Source organism: Anaerobacillus arseniciselenatis, from assembly GCF_001865995.1.
In the GTDB taxonomy this organism is placed as follows: domain Bacteria; phylum Bacillota; class Bacilli; order Bacillales; family Anaerobacillaceae; genus Anaerobacillus; species Anaerobacillus arseniciselenatis.
The window spans coordinates 1-19,907 of sequence record NZ_MLQQ01000049.1 but is presented as its reverse complement, the minus strand read 5'-3'; the positions used below and the strand labels follow the sequence as shown (position 1 = coordinate 19,907).

The 19,907-nt window shown below is 37.2% G+C and carries 13 protein-coding genes and 2 pseudogenes; 3 read left to right on the top strand and 12 right to left on the bottom strand.

Annotated features, from left to right (window positions below):
* Window positions 1-2 precede the first annotated feature (2 nt).
* The 3 genes from BKP35_RS20020 to BKP35_RS17365 are packed head-to-tail and all read right to left on the bottom strand — an operon-like array spanning window position 3 to window position 1,431.
* Window positions 3-362 (bottom strand): hypothetical protein, encoded by a 360-nt coding sequence (locus BKP35_RS20020; RefSeq protein ID WP_245741999.1) that lies wholly within the window; start codon window positions 360-362, stop codon window positions 3-5.
* A complete protein-coding gene (locus BKP35_RS17370; protein ID WP_084031729.1) occupies window positions 355-1,137 on the bottom strand; it encodes an SIR2 family protein in 783 nt (260 codons plus the stop codon). Before BKP35_RS17370 ends, BKP35_RS20020 begins: the two co-directional genes overlap by 8 nt.
* Complete coding sequence (locus BKP35_RS17365) at window positions 1,138-1,431, bottom strand: hypothetical protein (RefSeq protein WP_071314650.1); 294 nt, start codon at window positions 1,429-1,431, stop codon at window positions 1,138-1,140.
* A 154-nt stretch (window positions 1,432-1,585) separates the two neighbouring features.
* Between BKP35_RS17365 and BKP35_RS17360 the strand changes: the two genes are divergently transcribed.
* Window positions 1,586-3,877, top strand: coding sequence for a restriction endonuclease (locus BKP35_RS17360; RefSeq protein ID WP_071314649.1), 2,292 nt, complete (start codon window positions 1,586-1,588; stop codon window positions 3,875-3,877).
* An 87-nt stretch (window positions 3,878-3,964) separates the two neighbouring features.
* Here the strand turns inward: BKP35_RS17360 and BKP35_RS17355 are convergent.
* The 5 genes and pseudogenes from BKP35_RS17355 to BKP35_RS17340 form a co-directional block, all read right to left on the bottom strand.
* A pseudogene (locus BKP35_RS17355) lies at window positions 3,965-4,756 on the bottom strand (SpoVR family protein); the annotation flags it as partial.
* Between the two features lie 433 nt (window positions 4,757-5,189).
* Window positions 5,190-5,405, bottom strand: coding sequence for a hypothetical protein (locus BKP35_RS17350; RefSeq protein WP_071314648.1), 216 nt, complete (start codon window positions 5,403-5,405; stop codon window positions 5,190-5,192).
* A 93-nt stretch (window positions 5,406-5,498) separates the two neighbouring features.
* Complete coding sequence (locus BKP35_RS17345; RefSeq protein ID WP_245741998.1) at window positions 5,499-7,028, bottom strand: AbgT family transporter; 1,530 nt, start codon at window positions 7,026-7,028, stop codon at window positions 5,499-5,501.
* Between the two features lie 192 nt (window positions 7,029-7,220).
* Window positions 7,221-7,484: pseudogene (locus BKP35_RS19070) on the bottom strand (AbgT family transporter); the annotation flags it as partial.
* Window positions 7,481-8,971: a BCCT family transporter gene (locus BKP35_RS17340; protein WP_071314646.1), complete on the bottom strand. Its 1,491-nt coding sequence runs from the start codon at window positions 8,969-8,971 to the stop codon at window positions 7,481-7,483. The pseudogene BKP35_RS19070 and the gene BKP35_RS17340, both read right to left, overlap by 4 nt.
* A gap of 388 nt (window positions 8,972-9,359) precedes the next feature.
* Between BKP35_RS17340 and BKP35_RS17335 the strand changes: the two genes are divergently transcribed.
* Window positions 9,360-10,082, top strand: coding sequence for a hypothetical protein (locus BKP35_RS17335; RefSeq protein ID WP_071314645.1), 723 nt, complete (start codon window positions 9,360-9,362; stop codon window positions 10,080-10,082).
* Window positions 10,083-10,390: 308 nt separating this feature from the next.
* On the opposite strand, the gene BKP35_RS17330 is transcribed toward BKP35_RS17335, so the two are convergent.
* The 4 genes from BKP35_RS17330 to BKP35_RS17315 form a co-directional block, all read right to left on the bottom strand.
* Window positions 10,391-12,025 (bottom strand): 2-hydroxyglutaryl-CoA dehydratase, encoded by a 1,635-nt coding sequence (locus tag BKP35_RS17330; protein ID WP_071314644.1) that lies wholly within the window; start codon window positions 12,023-12,025, stop codon window positions 10,391-10,393.
* Between the two features lie 140 nt (window positions 12,026-12,165).
* On the bottom strand, window positions 12,166-15,654 hold the full coding sequence (locus tag BKP35_RS17325) for a BadF/BadG/BcrA/BcrD ATPase family protein (protein WP_071314643.1): 3,489 nt from the start codon (window positions 15,652-15,654) through the stop codon (window positions 12,166-12,168).
* Between the two features lie 97 nt (window positions 15,655-15,751).
* On the bottom strand, window positions 15,752-17,842 hold the full coding sequence (gene feoB / locus BKP35_RS17320; RefSeq protein WP_211274639.1) for a ferrous iron transport protein B: 2,091 nt from the start codon (window positions 17,840-17,842) through the stop codon (window positions 15,752-15,754).
* A gap of 166 nt (window positions 17,843-18,008) precedes the next feature.
* Window positions 18,009-18,230 (bottom strand): FeoA family protein, encoded by a 222-nt coding sequence (locus tag BKP35_RS17315; RefSeq protein WP_071314658.1) that lies wholly within the window; start codon window positions 18,228-18,230, stop codon window positions 18,009-18,011.
* Between the two features lie 312 nt (window positions 18,231-18,542).
* Between BKP35_RS17315 and BKP35_RS17310 the strand changes: the two genes are divergently transcribed.
* Entirely contained in the window at window positions 18,543-19,463 is a 921-nt protein-coding gene (locus BKP35_RS17310) for a nuclease-related domain-containing protein (RefSeq protein ID WP_071314641.1), read from the top strand.
* Window positions 19,464-19,907 lie beyond the last annotated feature (444 nt).

Below are 19,907 nucleotides of genomic sequence, written 5' to 3'. Positions count from 1 at the left end.
TCCTATTTGAGGTAATGACTCAACAGCTCTGTTAAATGTTGATCTTCTCCTACCAGCACCCCCCCCTTTAAAGTACCCAATACATTAATATACACCTCTGTATTATTAATAATTTCTTCTTGACCATCTTCCGAGTAAAAATAATCTGTACCAGATTGCAACACTCTATCAATTCGTCCAATTAATCTAATATTAGGATTAGATGTGTATAATATTGTAAATCCATTAACGTTTATATGTTCCAACATTGCCTCATCTAAAACTGAAACAGATACACTATAACTGTCAACTTTAGTAACTAGTCCAATACTTTCCTCTTCATTTATCGTGAATAATATTTCAGATGACATAATTTTACTCATCCCCCCAAGTATTTTTAAGTAAACCTTTAAAACTCCATCCCTCTTCATCGGCAAGAATTACAATTCCGTCTTGTTGATCTGAATAAATTCTTGATACTTCTCCATATTTTTCTATTGCATAGTAATTTTTTATTTCCTTTTGTTCAATCAATTTGAAAAACTTGTCAGTTAAACTACGTGTGGCAATTAATTTTGGAATGTTCTCATTTCGTAAAACAGATTGAAAACTTGCTTGTATATGTATATCATTAAAACCAAAACCTAAAAATATCATTGCCCTTGCATCCTGAATACTATTTTTCATTTCTGCCATTACATTGTTATAGGGTTCATAATGGGTTTCAAGATACTTTCCAATACCTGGTGTAACTATAACTGGGCCAATACCTAAAACTTTCATGTTTGTTATGAAATACGGAGATATGGAGGGCATTTTGACAAATGAATTATCTGACAATCTAAACCAGGAAAGTGAACCATGTGGTTTATATATCTTAACGTGTTTTGTATTTTCATATAATGGCTTGCTTCCCTGTCTTACTATCCTCTTCATTCTACTTTTTAATAGCATAGAATTCATAGGCTTAGATAAAATACCATTTCCGAAACCATCCCAAACTTCCCACCCTTCTATTGCAGCAGAAACTTCAATTAAGTGGTCATAATTAGTTGTAATAATATTAATACAATCATTATTTGAACTTCTAAATCTCCTAAACATCCTTGTAAAGCCAGTAATATCCTCCCCGTTAACAATTTTTAATAAAGGTTCCATTTAATCAGAAATAATACAACATGTAGCTTGCACAATAGAATTGGTGAATCGATCAGATATATTTCCTAAACTTTGTAAAACTTCTTCAAGTCCCATTTGATCTGCAATTTTTTCTTTAAATTGTTCCAACTTTTCTAAATCATCTTCATCAAAGTCATCTAGTATTATATTTTTGACTAAATATTCCCCTAATGCTCCCATACCTGAAATACCCGCTCCACACGAAGTACCACTACCTACAACAATGACAGGATTTTTTGATAATACATCTTCAGCAAACTCTAAAAATGTCAATACTCTTACCCTCCTAAACTTTTACATAAATATACAATTCTCGACATTGCACTGTTTTTCCTGTATATATTAATAAATTTTTTGTAAAAAAACGTCTAAATTATTCCAATTATTTGTTATATTTAATACAACAATAAATTCAAAGGAGATATTAATGTCAGTAACTACTCTCAATAAAAGTGAAAAGAAGAAAAACGTTAAAATCTGTAAAGGTTATGGAAAAAAAGAAGGGATTTGTAAAAATAACACCGTTGCTTCAGAAAAGAATCCATATTGCAGAAATTGTGCAGGAAATAGTTTCGAACATCAGGTAGCTCGCTTATTCAGCATTCAAGGTTACCAGGTTACACATAACATAAAGGTTACAAGCACTCAACATGATTTCTTTGCACAGTTACAATATGGAATAGCTAAAGTGGGAATTTTAGTTGAATGTAAATGGAAATTTGATGAAAATGACACTGTTGATGGGCAAGATGTTAGAAAATTACTTGGGTCGTGGGAGGTATTTAATAAAAGTAGAGATTATGGGAGGGCAGAAAAAGCATTTCTTGTCACAAATGCAAAATTTGCACCAGAAGCTATTGAAGTAGCAAAGATGTTAGATGTTGAACTTTACACAGAATACCAAATAATAAAAAATATTTTGAACTTTGAACCATATTTAAAACAACTTGTCCATGAGTATGAACGAAGTCATATAAAAAACCACTATATAGATATACGAACAGCTGATGATTATTCTCTATCAAGTGAAGTTAATGACTTTTTAAATGATATGGATAATGAAGCAATTGTAGTCCTTGGTGATTACGGTACTGGTAAAACTTCTTTTTGTAATAAGTATTGTGCCGATTTAGCTAAAAAAGTATTGAATGGAGAGGATGCTCCTTTACCAATTCTTATTCAATTAAAAGACTATACCAAGGCATTTGATATGGAACAATTAATAACAAATTTCCTTGTCAATAAGTGTAAAATACCAAATGGTAACTTCAATACATTTCTACAATTGTTGGAGTTCGGTTATTTAGTCCTGATTTTTGATGGGTTTGATGAAATAGCTAGACGTGTTGATTATTCTACAAAATATAGGGTATTTACCGAAATATGTAGATTTGCCTCCGAAACTTCAAAAGTTGTAGTAACATGCCGTCCTAATTTTTTTAATCATAAGGATGAATATCAATCAATTTTTAAAAGCTCACCTTTACATTTTGAACCAAATGTTAAAACAGTTGATTTTAGCGAAATAAGGATTGGAGAACTTAATCAAGAGCAAATAGAAAATTACATTTATAGCTATTCGGATAAACTAACTGCTCAAGGTTTTGAAGTTTCAGATTTTATTAAAACTATTGAAGAAATACATGATTTATCGGATTTAGTTAAAAGACCAGTCCTACTAAATGTAATTGTTGAAACCGTTCCGAAATTATTACTTGAGCAACCAAAAACTAAAATAAATGCAGCTAGTCTATATGAAAAATACACGAATTTTTGGGTTAGAAGAGAAGATCAAAAAGGAAAAACACTAATAAAGTCTGAACAAAAAATGCTTTTCTCACAAGAGTTAGCATGGAAAATGTATAATAATAATTTAACAAAAATTCATTATAAAGATTTACCACATGAAATAAAGAACTACTTTAATATAAGTTCTACTGATGATTTGGATCATTTTTCTCATGATATTAAAACTTGCTCCTTCTTAAATAATGATGATGAGGGAGAGTATAAGTTCATTCATAAATCTTTTATGGAGTATTTTGCAGCGTTTTATATCATTGAAAAATTAAATAAAGTTAAAAATTATGATATTAAGGCATTAAATTACTTATTAGGAAACAATCTTATATCTATGGAGGTAGGTTTCTTCATAAAAGATTTGATTCAAGTTGAAAAAATACCTAAAAAAAATATAAGTGATCTATATGAGAATGTAGATGTAGTAAAACTAACAAATAATACTCTAAATAACTTAGTTAGTATTTTGTCTAAAACAGGGGTTAATATTTCTGAGAAGCTGTCAAAATTAGAAGATATTCGAGGAACTGACTTAAGTTACTCATACTTAGAAAACATTACATTTAAAAATCGGTCATTACTTGGTGTACACTTTCATGGGGCAACATTAAATAACGTAAAATTTATCAACTGCGAACTTACCGATAATATTTTTAAAAATGCAAGCTTAACTAATGTGACTTTTAATAGGTGTAATTTAGAAGCCTCTGACTTTTCGAAGGCAAACATCAAAAATTGCTCGTTTTTACAGTCGATATTAGCTAATTCAAAGATTTTTGAAACACATATAGAAAACACGAATTTTGACTCATCTGAACTGACTGAAATTCAGGGAAATAAATTTACAATTTTTAAAAATTGTAAAAACCTTGAGACTACAATAGGTTTACCTTATACGTTAGAGCAAAATATTCTTTAGAGTTTCAAAAAGATTTTCTAACTTTGTTAAAAGCGGACTTGAATTGGTCCGTTTTTAAAGTTAATAAAACTTTTTAACATCTTTACAATACGAAGCCCAGCCTTCGTTCATGATCTTCGTTTCTAGTTGTGGCCAGAAATAAAGCATTTCTTCGCGCATCATTGTTAGAACATCACGCTGCCACGGTTCTAACTCACGGCTGTATTCCTCAATAAATAACAGAATATCTTTCTCTGGTTGTGGTGGAAAGTGCTTTTTCTTTTTTCTCAGCTTTGGTTCTTCTTTTTTGCCAAGGTTCCATAAATCATCGTAATCCGTTTGCTTTTTCTGTTCCTCTTCTTCCTCTAAATCATCTAAAGTCCATGCCAGCTTCGGTCTTACAAGACTAGGATCAATATGCTCTTGGATTGATAGAATTGCGTCTAGAAAACGCTCGACTTCTTCTTTTCCGTGAACCATTTCGTAATGGGCAATACGCTCAGCGGTTGCCGTCATACTTTCAACCATATCTCTACGTGTATTTGAGAACCTTACGTTATTTTTAAAGAAATCGCAGTGAGCTAAGACGTGGGCAATAATGAGTTTATTTTGAATTAAAGAATTCGTATCGAGTAAAAAGGCATAACATGGGTTTGAATTAATGACGAGTTCATATATTTTACTTAGCCCAAGGTCGTAGTGAAGTTTCATTTTATGAAATTGTTTTCCAAATGACCAATGTGAAAAACGAGTCGGCATACCATATGCCCCGAATGTATAAATAATATCTGCAGGGCAAATTTCATATCGCATCGGGTAAAAATCTAGTCCAAAACCGTCGGCGATTTCTGTAATCTCATCAATGGCTCTCACTAACTGACGATCCATATCCTTATCCATTTTCGAATCCCTCCTCAGATGTCCTTATCTCAATTTATGATTAAAATAAGGATTTCATGAAGGATTGTGCTTGTTTAAATTTGTTGAATTAAGGTTGCTGTGAAATTGCAGTCAGCAAATCTTCTAGCAAACGAAACGCTTTTTTGAAGTTTATCGTGTTTATTTGCGATAATCCTCTTTTTCTTGCGTTACGCACTCCTTTTCTTGCGATTTTCCTGCGTTTTCTTACACCGATCATTTCATCCAGCTTTATTCTGAAGTTTTTTGAGTTTTATTTGCGATTATCTGTTTTTTCTTGCGTTACTTATATCTTTTCTTGCGATTCTGCTATGTTTTCTTGCACCACCGAGCATAAAAAAATTGTTTTTCTAAAGCGATCAAAAAAAAGACTACCTCATACCAATAGCATCAGGTAGCCTTTTAAGATGATATTCTACATTTTACTTACTTCTTCATCAAACATTTGTTTTTGACGTTCCATGATGGCAATCGCCTGATCAGAAATAGTGCTTAACTCCTCGTACAATTCTTTTGAAGACTTTCCATCGCCTTCCTTTACTTCTTGATAAATTTGCTCAACTAATTCCCGTCTTTTATGTCCAACACCTCTTAACTCATTACCTAACTGTTCTAATTGTTTATGATCCAACTTTAAATTCCTCCAATCTTTTTATATTTGGTGAATACTCCCTATGTTTATTCAGTAGTTCATTAGCTGCTTTGATACTTTTTCTACCATTAACTATCTCGTATAAAGAATCGGCGATCCTGGACCTAAATCAATTCCAAGAGTCAACCAAACAATTAACATAATCACCCATACAATTGAAAAGGCAATCGAGTACGGAAGCATCGTAGAAATGAGTGTACCGATACCAATTTTCTTATCATACTTTTGTGCAAAAGCAATGACAATCGCGAAGTATGGCATGAGTGGCGAAATGACGTTGGTTGTCGAATCAGCAATGCGGTACGCGAGCTGAGTAAGTTCGGGAGAGTAACCTAACCCCATCATCATCGGGACAAACACCGGTGCCATAATCGCCCACTTCGCTGAGGCACTTCCGATAAATAAGTTAATGAAACCTGCCACAACTATAAATGTTAATATTAATGGAATTCCTGTAAATCCAGTTGTCTCTAGAAACTCTGCTCCTTGCACTGCCATAATCATACCTAGATTTGTTTCGTTAAAATAAGCCACAAATTGACCGGCAGCAAAGGCTAATACGATATAGGCGCCCATCGTTGCCATCGTATCAGATAATTGTTCAGCGACATCTTTGTCACCTTTAATAGATTTTGTTATTCTTCCATATACAAAACCTGGTACGAAGAACATGATTAAAATGACTGGAACTAAAGATGCAAAAAATGGAGAATTAATAATTTCTCCTTCAGGTCCCCTTAAAGGTCCCCACGTAGGCACGATTAGTAACGCTAACGCTGCAATAGTGATAATAAACGCTACTAAAGCGCCTTTCAAACCTTTCTTTTCTAAGCTAGTCAAACCTTCAACTTTTTCAGTAATACCACCTTCGTAATTACCGAGGCGAGGCTCAACTATTTTGTCAGTCACAAATGTCCCGACAATCGTTAAAATAAACACTGAGACAATCATAAAATAATAGTTCATTGCATAGTTAATCGTCTCGGCGTAAACTGGATCATACATTTCAGCTGCATGTTGAGTTAATGACCCTAGTAAAGGATCTAATGAAGTTAATAAAAGGTTGGCACTAAAACCCGCTGATACCCCGGCAAAAGCTGCCGCTAAACCTGCTAACGGATGTCTTCCTAATCCGGCAAATAGTACCGCTCCCAACGGGGTTAGTACAACGTAACCAGCATCTGCAGCCATGCTTGACATAATTCCACCAAACACTAATGCTGCTGTAATTAACTGATTAGGTACTGACATGACTAACGCTCTAAGTGCTCCACTAATTAGCCCTGATCTCTCAGCAATCCCAATACCAAGCATAGTGACAAGGACTGTTCCTAACGGAGCAAATCCTGTGAAGTTTCCAACCATACTTGTAAATATGTAATTAATTCCTTCAGCGCTTAATAAATTTGTTACAACTAAAATTTCGCCCTCTTGCGTTGGGTGCTCTACTGTTACTCCTAAAGTAGAGAAGAACCATGAGAAAATAATGACTAAAACTGCAAATAGCGCGAATAAAGTAACCGGATGAGGCAACTTATTACCAACGCGTTCAATCGTATCTAATGATCGGCCAATAAAGCCTTTCTTTTTGTTCTCAGTCAAAAATACCATCCCCTCAAAATTATTCTGTATATTTTGCTGCTAACTTTATTATTCGCTAAAGCGTTCTAGATATTAATTTTAAAGTAAAAAAAATGGAGATGGTGTCTGACACTTATTTTGGAACATCTCCATTTATCTCTTATTCTTTTGTCTACCGTAAGTGAGCCATCACTTTATAGAAAGTCAAATTGATTATTTCATATAATGAATTGGTGATCCTGGACCTAAATCAATTCCAAACATCATCCAAGCGATTAGCATGATCACCCATACAATTGAAAATGCGATCGAATAAGGAATCATCGTTGAAATTAAGGTACTAATTCCAATCTTCTTGTCATACTTTTGAGCAAAAGCAATAACAATTGCAAAATATGGCGTTAAAAGTGAATTAACGTTCGTCGTTGAGTCGGCTAGACGATAAGCTAACTGTGTAAGTTCTGCTGAATAACCTACTTCGCTTCTTCCTTCAATTCTTTAAATAACGAAAAACACATTAAGATCATAATGATTGAAAACGGTAAAGCTGTGACAAGAGAGGCTGTCTGTAAGCCGGTCAAACCACTTGCCAATAGTAAAATCGCTGCTATCGCCGACATAAATATACCCCAAATTATTTTCGTTCCTAAGCCAGGGTTAAGTTGATCTTTAGAAGTCATCATCCCAAGAACAAACGTTGCTGAATCAGCCGAAGTAATTAAGAACGTAAAAATTAAACTAATCGCAACAATTGAAAGAAGCATTCCAAAAGGGAACTGATTTAATGTCACAAATAACCCATTCGTAACATCGTCTTGAACCGCACTTACAATTTCATACCCCTTCACGGTTTCAAAAAATAGTGCGCCACCACCAAATACTGCCATCCAAGCAATCGCCACTAACGGTGGGACAAACATAACCCCAGTGACGAATTCACGAATCGTTCTTCCTTTTGATACACGGGCAATAAACGTACCGACGAAAGGAGACCAAGCCATTGCCCACGCCCAATAGAAGACCGTCCAATCATTTAACCACGCTTGTTCTTGGTGGGGGTTAATGTTAAAACTCATTTTTGTGAAATTTTCCACGTAACCACCAAGACCAGAAACGAACGTATTAAAAATATAAAGTGTTGGACCAACTAAAAATGTAAATGCCATTAAGAAAAAAGCAATTGTTAAATTTACTAAACTTAAAATTCGAATTCCTTTATTTAAACCTGTAATGGAAGAGAATAGGTATGTACACATAAGAACCACAATGATAACTAGTTGTGTTCCGATATGATCACCAATTCCAAATGTATAATGTAAACCACCGTTCACTTGCATAACACCTAACCCTAAGGAAGTCGCAACACCTGTCGCGGTTGCTAACACAGCTAATATATCAATCGTAGAACGCCAACCTTTTACATTACCGAATTTATTTTTCATTAACGGTTCAACCGCTGTACTAATCAGTCCCTGCTTTTGTTTTCGAAACTGAAAATAGGCGATACAAAGTCCAATCACTGCAAAAATCGCCCACTGATGAATTCCCCAGTGAAACATTGAATATTGAATAGCCGCACCGATGGCTTCTTCAGTTTCCCCTTCGTAACCTGGCGGTGGCGAGATATAATGTTTTACAGGCTCCGAAACTCCCCAAAAAACTAAAGCAACTCCAAAACCAGCCGAAAATAACATACCGATCCAATTGTAATACGTATACTCTGGTTCATCACTATCCTGACCAAGCTTAATTGCACCGTATCGACTAAACGCTAAGAACAAACAAAACCCTATAAAAAATACGGCAACAATTAAATAAAAGCTACTAAAATATGTAGTCATCCACTCAAATGCCTTTTCTGCATAATGTGAGAGCGTTTCTGGAACTAGTGCACCAAATAAAAGAAAAACAGTAATAACTACTGTCGAAATCCAAAATACAAAATTAAATCCTTCTTTTTTCATGATTCAAAACTCCTTTCTTGTGAGTGGTTTGTTTGTTGGTTAGACTTCTCGCCTGATTTTTTCATCTTAGGGTGAAGATTAATCGTCATGAATGTTTGGTACGGAAAAAGCAATATGACGGTCGAGCTTCGCGAGCGAGCCTCTGAGATTCTTCAGAAGGTCACAGCGAAGTGAGTGAAGCTCGACCGGAATTTTTTTATTGTAGATGGTGATAGTAAGTTAACGATCATGAAGGTTTGTATGGAAAAAGTAATTTATGTAGTGTCATATACTTTACTTTTCCTATAACCTTGTAATCTAGTAGTGAAACTTCCAAAATGTAACAGTTTCTATTTTTTTATTATCGGGGAACTAATAGAGAAAGAGATTAAGTTAGGAGAGAAAAACGGTGTCAATCGACGCTTTTGTTATAGGTATCTTTTTTGTGACCATTCATTTATTAGCAAATGAATTAATCCCCGCCGACCGTATTAAACGTTTGCGTTGGCTTTCTTTTTCCGGTGGGCTGGCAGTTTCTTATGTTTTTGTTTATGTATTACCTTCTTTGCATCGAGAGCAACATCAATTAAAAGATTATGCTAGTACCTTTACGATGGAGTCGGAGCTATATTTCATTGGACTTTTAGGACTATTATTATTTTATGGAATTGAAAACTCGGTAAGCTATGCACAAGCGAAGGGGTTTGCCGAGTACCATGCATTTTTTTGGCTCCAAGTCGGATTTTTTGCCTTTTATAACATGCTCATCGCTTATACTGTTATGGCTTCGGAAATTAAAGGAGTTCAAGCTGTTTTTTACGGAGCAGCTATCGGCCTACATTTTATCGCAGTAGCTCATGACCTGTGGAGGAAAGATCCCGACCGTTACCGAAAAGTCGGAAGATATGTACTTGCATCTGGTATTTTCGTAGGATGGGGGATTGGTACTTCGCTTCAACTATCTTCGGTCATGCAGTCTCTTATTTTCGCTTTTATTTCTGGGGCAATGATTTTAAACGTATTAAAAAATGAGTTACCAAAAGAGCGAGATGCTCACTTTCCGACATTTGCATTTGCCATCATTTCCTATACATCCGTAACACTAGCGCTAAAGTACTTTTTTGAGTGGTAACAAGAGAAATAGAGGAGAAGGAAATCACATGTCTTTTCCATATTAGATAGTGACGGTAAATCGTCATGAAGGTTTTGTATGAAAAAAAACGAGTGATTTCCTGAGCAAGCCTCTAAAATTCGATAAAAGATGCTCCTGCGGTTACTCGTCGCAAAGCCGCACGATGACTTGACGAAGAAGACTCACATGATATGTGATTGAGGTCAGTAGCTTTACAGCGAAGAGAAGGAAATCACTCGTTCTTTACATATTAAATTGTGACGAAATACCGTCATGACCAATTTGTATAAAACTCGATTTCCTTCCCCCTATTTCGCCCCTTCAAGTTTGGTGCGCCTCGGCATATAACGCTTGAAAAAGCGATTTATGCCGTAAACGGTATTTGCAGCTGTGCAACCAACGACATGGTGACTTGTCGCAAGTGGTTTCGATATTTTAGATAATGCCATTGACTTTACCGCTTTTTCATCTAATCCTTGCTCTTGAAGTGCCTCGTTAAACTCTTTTTGGGCCGCTTGTTTGGCTTTAAAGAGCATCATTTGAATTCGGCTGTAAACATTAATCGCTCCGTCTCCTGTCGTTTCAATCGGAAGGAAAATGGCTTCCGGATATTTTTCAGTAATTAAGGATTGCACACCGTCGGAAACCCCTGAAGACGGCATACAGCCGAACGGCTTAACGGAAATCGTCATGTTCACTTTCTTTTTAACAACATTTAAAATGAGTTTCCCAACTTCCATATGGCCTTCGCCACCTCGGAGCTGATTGTTATAATGTTGGTTGGCCACTTCTGCGACTTCATCCATATCTGGTAAGTGATACCCGTGTAAGCCGATAATATTTGCATAAGCTTGGAACCATACTCTAACTGTGGCATCAGCCATTTTTAACATTGCTAGACGCTTTACAGCATTTTTCCCTTTTAATCCGAAGCGCCCTTCATCATCATGACGCAAATGTAATCGTTTTTTTGTATCATAGCGTCCTTCCCAAATTAAAAATAAGATCCACGCTGAAAGTGGTTGTACGTCGACTTCAGCTCCTTCAGCTTCTAAAAACTTCTGAAGCTGATAGTTTCCATCACCTTCTGTTGTCATGGCCCAAAACTCACCGATAATACTTACTTTCGGCTTCACCACTGTTCGGTCAACTTTTACTGTCTCTAAAATTTTTCGGCATTGGTACAACGCTTTAACGATCGATTTTCTCTCGCTAAATGTATTGTAAAGCAGCTTTTTACAGCGTTCGAGCGCTTCATTTGTTGCTCCTGATTCGATTTCATATGGACGAATTCTGTAGCCAATGGCATTCAATACGTCCCCGATGAGTACTGCCTTTAAAAACGTAATGAAAAATGAACTATCTAGTTTTAATGCCGAATCTTCCCCAGTTGCTTGTTTTAAACCACTTTGTTGTTGGAATAACAGTACTCGGAAGCCGTCAAAACCGGCATCTCTAAGCGCCTTTCGATACTCTGTCACATAAGTCCCGAAGCGACACGGTCCACACGAGCCACTTGTAACGAAAAGGTATTTTTTAACGATTTCATCTTTTGATTTTCCTTCAATATCTCGTAAATACGTCAAATGTTTAATTAAATTCCCGACGGTAAAATATGTCGGATTACACTGCCCCCGGTTACCGAACTCTTTTCCAAAGCGCAGTGCATCTGTATCTGGGCATTCGAGATTTGCGACGTTATAACCAATTCCTTTTAGACCACCTGCGATTAAATAATCGTGCGCCATCGTTAATCCACCAAACAAAATGGTGGTTGAATCTTTGTCTTTCGCAAAAAATTGTCTCGGAACAGGATCAAACCATTGCTCATTCGTTTCATTTAGTCCTAATGCCTCTTCTTGTTCTTTTTGAAAGCGTTGCAGTTCTGCTTCATAAAATTTTTCAACTTCGAGAGGACGTTTCTCGTTTTTAGTGTCTTTCATTCTCGCTGATCTCCTTTATCTAGTTGGTTTGTTGGCTTGTTGGTTTGGTGCTCGGCCGATTTTTACATGTTAAACGGTGTTGGAAATGTCCGTTATTATATTTTGTATATTGGACGACCGCCTAAATTAAAATGCGCTTACTACCACTGTGCCTTTTGGTTAGAAAATTGTTCGATATCTTCGAGCATTTCGTTACGGATTAAGGATTGCCGTTTTTTCTCAATCAGTTGTTCTAGTTCTTCCTTTTTACGAGCTAGGTCTTGAAGTCGTTCTTCATTCAAACTTAAACTATGAGCATAAGTTTTTACGCGGATTTTTATCGAACCACTCGGTTTATTGGCGTCTATATCATGTAACGCTGAATACGGTGTCCCTGCCGTTGAAATAATTGAGTCTATTAAGCCATAAGTAGGAGCATCGTGACCGCATTTAAAACTCGAAAGGTCTAACACAGCGACATTCGGATGACGTGCGGCAAATTTCGCCGCCCATACTTTTTGAACACTGTTAGAACTAAAGTTTTCTGGCCAAACATCAGTGACATCTAAGGAGTAATCAACCTTTCCACTCTCTAAATCGTCTTTAAAAAATCGTTTTAGCCACGCTTCATCTTTTGGGATCGAACGCATCGATAAAATCGGATAGCCAAGCACTTGAAACTCATCTAACACCCCGTGATTTAATCCAGGATCTGAATGGTATGGACGACCAATCATTAAAATCGCGACTCGATTCTCCGCTTCGACTTGCTCTAAAATCTCTTTCCCTTTCTCTTCCATTTCAGCATCAAATTTACGTATCGCCTTCCATGCTTCTTCTACCGCAAAGTCACTTTCATCTTCAGTAATTTGTAAAAATGACTGAAAAGCCTCAAACATTTGTTTCTTCATTAAATTAGGCTCGGTAAAGGAAACCGCCGGGTCGAAATATTGAATATTTCGTTCCGCAAAAAAGTCGGTTTCTTTCGTAAATGCTGCTTTTATGACGTTCGGTGCTCCAGCAACAATCGGACAACTCGCCGAGTCAATGACATTTTTTACACTCGTATTAATATGAGTGATACACGGGAAGAAGATCGCATCTAATGGCTTGTCCTCTTTATGGTGCTTAAAAAGCAAATTGTGAACATGACCTTGCGCTACTTTTGATGGATAACATGGGTCAATCGAGCCGTATTTCCCACCTGCTTGCCACATCTCTTCACTCGTATTATCACTAAAAACAATTTGTTTTTCAGGGATCCCTAGCGTTTCAAAATATGTCCGCCAAAATGGGGCGGTTGACCAAATATTTAACACTTTCGGAATGCCTATTCTTAGCTTTTTTCGGTGTTCGATCGCTTCTTCTGATGAACGCTCGAACGTTCTCTCATAGCTCACTTTTTTTGTACCTAAACCAAACATCGACGGTTTAACTTTTATATCTTCTATTACCGTTGTTTCTGATGGCAGTGGCTGTTGATCATAAAAATGCTTAAACATTTTTTTAGCTTCGTAATCAACAAGATTCGGATAATGTTTTTTCAGTTGGTTTCGCTCTTTCGTTAAAGCAATGAGTGCTTCTTTATCTTCGACCGTCCCTTTTTCACAACTAAACCCAGAAATGTAGCGGGCCGTTTGACCATCTGGTGTTTGTGTATCAATAAAAGTCCGACTACATAAGTTCGGGCAAAAGTTACAGCGTGTCGATTCATCGTTACGTGATTCGAAGCTCATTCCAATCGCAGAATCTAAGCCGAGAAACGTTGAATACCCTCTTCGTTTCACAACGCGGATCGTTTCCATCGCCGCACCGATCGCGCCTGCCTCACCTGTATGTGGATGAACATAAACTTCAGCATTTGGGACCCGCTCTTTAATGTAATCAACTTGCGCTTTTACGGCCGCTAAATTGTGCTGAGTTCCACCTTGTAAAACAAATTTTCTCCCTAGTTCAGCCATCCGTGGCACTTGAACGACGTACTGCCAAACATTTTTCGGTAAAACAAGGGCAAGACCCGCTAACAGTTCTTCTTTTGCATAACCTTCTTTTTGAAAATTTACGCGGTCAGAGTCAAGGAAGACCGCACAGCCATACGAAAATTTCGGTGATAAGTCAGCTTTAAAAGCAGCATCGGCATACTCTTGAATTGGAATGCCAAACTGGTCAGCCATCGCCTGTAGAAGCATCCCGTTTCCTGCGGAACATTGATTGGATAAGCGGAAATTTCGAATATCACCATTTTTCAAAAATAGGACTTTAATGTCTTGTCCACCAATATCACAAATGACATCAACATCACCAAAAAAGTGCACAGCACTCATCATATGGGCAACAGTTTCAACGATGTTAACGTCGGCATTTAACGTTTTTTCAAGAACATCGGCAGCATATCCTGTTGCGCCAAAGCCCATTACTTCAAGGTGCGCTCCACTCGCCTGCACTTTTTCACGAATTTTCCCGAGTAGTTCCCTCGTATCTTGGATCGGGTTTCCTTTTGAAAGCTGGTATTCTTTTAATAAAATATTGCCATCCATATCAACGACGACCGCTTTCGATGATGTTGACCCACCGTCAAGACCGATCACTGCTTTAATCGTCTCACCTTTTTTAAATGGAGCTGGTGTAAATTTCGGAATACTATAGTCAATGCGAAATTGTTCGAGCTCTTCTTCATTTTTTACTAAAGGTTTACCAGCCTTTTCCCCTAATTTCGCTTTACGCCCGTGCGTAATAAACGTTTTTAAGTCTTGAATTCCTTTATAAATACCGACATCGGCTGGCTCATGCATTCCATACATGACCGCACCGTATGCCGCATAATATTGCGCATTTTCCGGAATAAAAATGAGTTCTTCGATCGGCACATCTTTCGGATAGTCGTACCCTCTTTCTTGCCAACTTTCCGGAATCCGTTTACGCCAACATTGTTGTAAGAAAGGTAAATATGTATTCGGTCCACCTAGTAAAAGCACTTTATGGCGCAACGTGTTACCTCTTGTAAGGACGGATAAGTTTTGCATCACAATTGCATCCGCTAATGAACACATAATTTCAGCAGAAGGGATACTACTTTTTACTAGGTTCACAATATCCGTTTCGGCAAAAACCCCACATTTGGCTGCGACATGGTGAAGTTTCGAGTCGTCAAATTGCAGTTTCGCGACTTCCTGCTCTGGCAAACCGACTTTAATCATACATTTATCGATCGTCGCTCCAGTCCCAGAGGCACATTTATCATTCATCGATGTGATCGCTTGTTTATCACCTGTTTCTTCATTCTCTTTAAAAATGATAATTTTTGCATCTTGCCCGCCAAGTTCAACAACACTGCCGACATCAGGGTGCAACTCTTCGACCGTCATCGTTACGGCATTTACTTCTTGGACAAATTTCGCGCCAATATGTTCGGCAATTGGTCCACCGCCAGAACCGGTAATAAAAACGCGAATATCTTCACGGTTTATGTAAGAAAATTCATTTCCGATTCGAATTAAAAATTCCAACACCATCTCTGCTTGCTTCGTGTGATGGCGCTGATAATCTGACCACAATATTTCTTTATTATTTGGGTTAACGACCGTCGCTTTAACCGTCGTTGACCCTACGTCAATTCCGATTAATAAGGAATCGAGAGCCTCATTTTTCACAAAACCACCTCATCAAGTTTTAATAGCAGGATTAGTATGGTTTCGTTTTTTACATTATATTCATAGTGTTAAATATAAAATGTATAAATAATATTTTTTAAAACCCTAAAAACGTTCCGATTTGATAAATGAGAAATGACAGTGCGTAAGCTAAAACGAATGGATAAACGACCGATACAACGGTCCATTTCGTAGAATTCGTTTCTTTTTTTATCGTCGCGACTGTAGCCATACACGGAATATACAGTAAAATAAACGTCATGAAGCTATATGCAGATAATGCTGTATAGTGATTTGTCATTAAACCTTGTAACGTCACGACATCAGGAGCGTAGTAGACGATATTCATCGTTGAAACGACAACTTCTTTTGCGAGAAAACCGGTGATAATAGCAGCACCTGCTTGCCACGAGCCAAACCCGAGTGGCTCGAAAATAGGCGCAATCACTCCTCCAATTACCGCTAAATAACTTTCGTTCATTTCAACATCAAATCCGTACGGACCAACAAATGTTAATAGCCAAATAAAAACAGACCCCGCAAAAATAATCGTCCCTGCTTTTTTAATAAAGACTTTCCCTTTGTCCCAAACACTTCTAGCTAATGTACTCCAATGTGGCAATCTGTATGGGGGAAGTTCAATGACAAAGATCGATGATTCATTTTTTAAAAAGGTCATTGTAAACACTTTCGCTAATATTAATGCAAACGCAATTCCTAAAACGTATAACGAAAGAACGATCAGAGCTTGATTTTTTGCAAAAAAGGCAGCGGCAAACAAGGCATAAACTGGTAAGCGGGCAGAACATGACATTAACGGCATTAATATCATCGTTAAAAGCCGCTCTCTCGGTTGTTCAATCGTTCTTGCTGCCATCACTCCTGGAACGTTACAGCCGAAACCGATGATCATCGGTATAAAAGCTTTGCCGTTCAAACCGACATTTTCCATAAACCGATCCATCACTAAAGCAACACGCGCCATATACCCTGAATCTTCTAAAAAAGAAATGAATATGTACATAATGATAATTTGCGGGATAAAAACGAGAACACCACCAACCCCAGCGATAATCCCGTCGATGATTAACGATTCAAAATAAGGTGAGGCATTGATTTGTGTTAGGGAGATTTTTGTCCACTCCGAAAAAGGCCCCGACAAAAACTTGTCCAATCCGTCGGAAAGTGGAAACCCTAACCAATCAAACGTAATCATAAACACTAAAAACATTGTCAGTAAAAATATCGGAATACCTAAAAAACGGTGGGTGACCACTTGGTCAATTTTTTCTGTTAATGTTGTAGCTTGCGGTGCTGTCGTTTCTTCGACGTCCACTAATAGTGATTGGATATATTGGTTTCTTTTTCGGTAAATATAGTGGTGGATCGTTTGAGACTCTGTTTTTTTAATCGCAATTTGGACCTCTTTATATAACTGATCGAGAAACGGAGAAGCGATGATCGATTGTAAATAATCATAGACACGGGAATTGCCCTCAAAAAATTGGAGTGCAAGCCAACGAGCTGGGAGTGGAAGTCGTTTCTTCGTTTTCGCAGTTAGTTCGTTTTCAATACGGGTGATCGCTTTTTCGATGATATGCCCATAATAAATTTGGAAAGATTGTGCTGTTTTTGTTTCGGTGTAGGTTGTAGCCATTTGCTGCGTTAACTGTCGGCACCCTTTACCAGTTCGAGCGATGATCGGGATGACCGGAATTTTTAACTTTTGTGACAGCCGTTTGTAATTTATATACATACCATGTTGTTTCGCTACATCAACCATATTCAAACCGATGACAAGCGGCTTGCCTAATTCGATGAGTTGAAGCGTTAAATGTAAGTTTCGTTGCAACTGCGATGCATCAACGATATTCAAAACATCTGTAAAAGGTTCATTAATTAAAAACTGCGAAACGACTGCTTCATCATTTGTTAGTGGGTTTAATGTGTATACACCGGGTAGGTCGATGAGCTCACCGTCGAGATCACGAAACTGTCCACTTGCTCCACTAGCCCCATCGGTATATTTGCTTAATTCCCCCGGATGCACCAGCGGCTTCAATTTCCCTACTTTTTTCTCAACAGTAACACCACTCCAGTTCCCTACATAGGCATAAGAGGATGTTAGTTGATTAAAAAGTGAGGTTTTTCCAGTATTCGGATTTCCGATTAACGCGATCTTTTTCATCATTTTTTACTCCAGTTCTAAAAAATCTAATATTCTCTTATTCCCATACAAAGGATAGACGCACTGAATATTGCAGTTTTGAAAATACCCAGACTGCAGTTTGTGAAACAAAAGACCTGCAGCTTGCAAACATCAGGCGCTCGATTTGCAAACATCTAAATCTGAATCACCCGTGCCATCCTACAACTATTTTCTGTGCATCAACCTTACGAATGGCGATACGATTACTTTTATATTCGATCAAGATTGGACCACCAAAGGGCATTTTATTTGCGACCATTACCGTTGCTTCTTCGACAATTCCTAAATCTAGTAATCGTCTTCTTATAAGGCTGTTTGCCTTTGATAAATCTTTGATTATCACTGTTTGTCCTACATTTGCATTCATAAGTAGCAAATTGATCACCCTTATTAGCTATCGAACTTAATTTATTTGCAAGTAGGATAGCTTGGATCTTTTGAGATGCCTAAATTCCTGCGTGTTAATACCGACCACGTAGTAGATTTTTATTACAAAAGTACTTTAAAGGAGAAAAGCTTATGGCACCTTGCTCTCTTTTTGAAGATACCTTCTGTTTTCACTATATTTTGGTTGTGCTAAAAATATGAAAATTTTAATGAAGAAGCTATTATATCTTGTCAATAGAAGGAAATTCTCATAAAATAAAATTGAAATTTTAAAAAGGATGTGGTCTATGATATGTTTTTTAAAACGAGGAGAGAACCTTTAAAACTAAAAATTTTTAAGTCTTTAAATGCACGCGATGAGCTAGTAGAAAAAGATGTCAGTTACTATCGGAGTCTTCAAAAAGGTTATGAAGGTGAGAAGATTTTCGATAAGTGGTTAGTAGATGAAGGTCTGCCTAGCAATTTTCCAATATTAAACGACTTGTTATTTGAAGTACAAAATACAAAGTTTCAAATCGATTCATCGCTCATTTCTTCTGATACTCTTTATCTTTTCGAAGTTAAAAATTTTGATGGTGATTACGTTATCAAAGGCGATCAATGGTATTCACTGTCAGGAACTGAAATCAAAAACCCGTTACATCAATTAAAACGAAGTGAAACATTATTTCGTAAATTACTGCAGGAGTTTGGTTTTAACCTCCAAGTCAAAGCTTACCTTGTATTCGTAAACCCCGACTTCCTACTTTATCAAGCCCCTTTGAAGGAACCTATTATTTTTCCATCACAATTAAAGCGCTTTTTGGGCAAACTCAACACGAACACGTTGCCACTTAGGAATAGACACTCAAAATTACCAGAAAAATTACTAGCTAACCATCTAATTGAATCCCCTTACTCTCAGTTACCTAGTTACAGCTACGAAAAGTTAGAGAAAGGGATTTTGTGTGGGAGTTGTAATTCGTTTTTGGGGAGGAAAAGTAGAAGCAAAGTAATATGTGAACTATGCGGGGTTACAGAAGATGTAGATAGTGCAGTTTTACGGAGTATAGAGGAGTTTAGATTGCTATTTCCAGAGGAAAAAATAACTACTTCCACTATCAAAGATTGGTGTAAAATCATAGATTCTTCGAAAATGTTAAGGAGAATTCTTAAAGAGAATTTTAAACTAGTTCGATACAGTAATTACTCATATTACATTGACGAAAGATAGATTACGTACACTTAAATAATAAGAGACGCAAGGCTTTCTCGCGTTACCTTTTGCTTTGTTCTTCATTCTTTTCGGGCACGAGAGGCTTTCTCGCGTTACCTTTTGAATTGTTCTTCATTCTTTTCGGGCACGAGAGGCTTTCTCGCGTTACCTTTTGCTTTGTTCTTCATTCTTTTCGGGCACGAGAGGCTTTCTCGCGTTACCTTTTGATTTGTTCTTCATTCTTTTCGGGCACGAGAGGCTTTCTCGCGTTACCTTTTGCTTTGTTCTTCATTCTTTTCGGGCACGCGAGACTTTCTCGCGTTACCTTTTGCTTTGTTCTTCATTCTTTTCGGGCACGAGAGGCTTTCTCGCGTTACCTTTTGCTTTGTTCTTCATTCTTTTCGGGCACGAGAGGCTTTCTCGCGTTACCTTTTGATTTGTTCTTCATTCTTTTCGGGCACG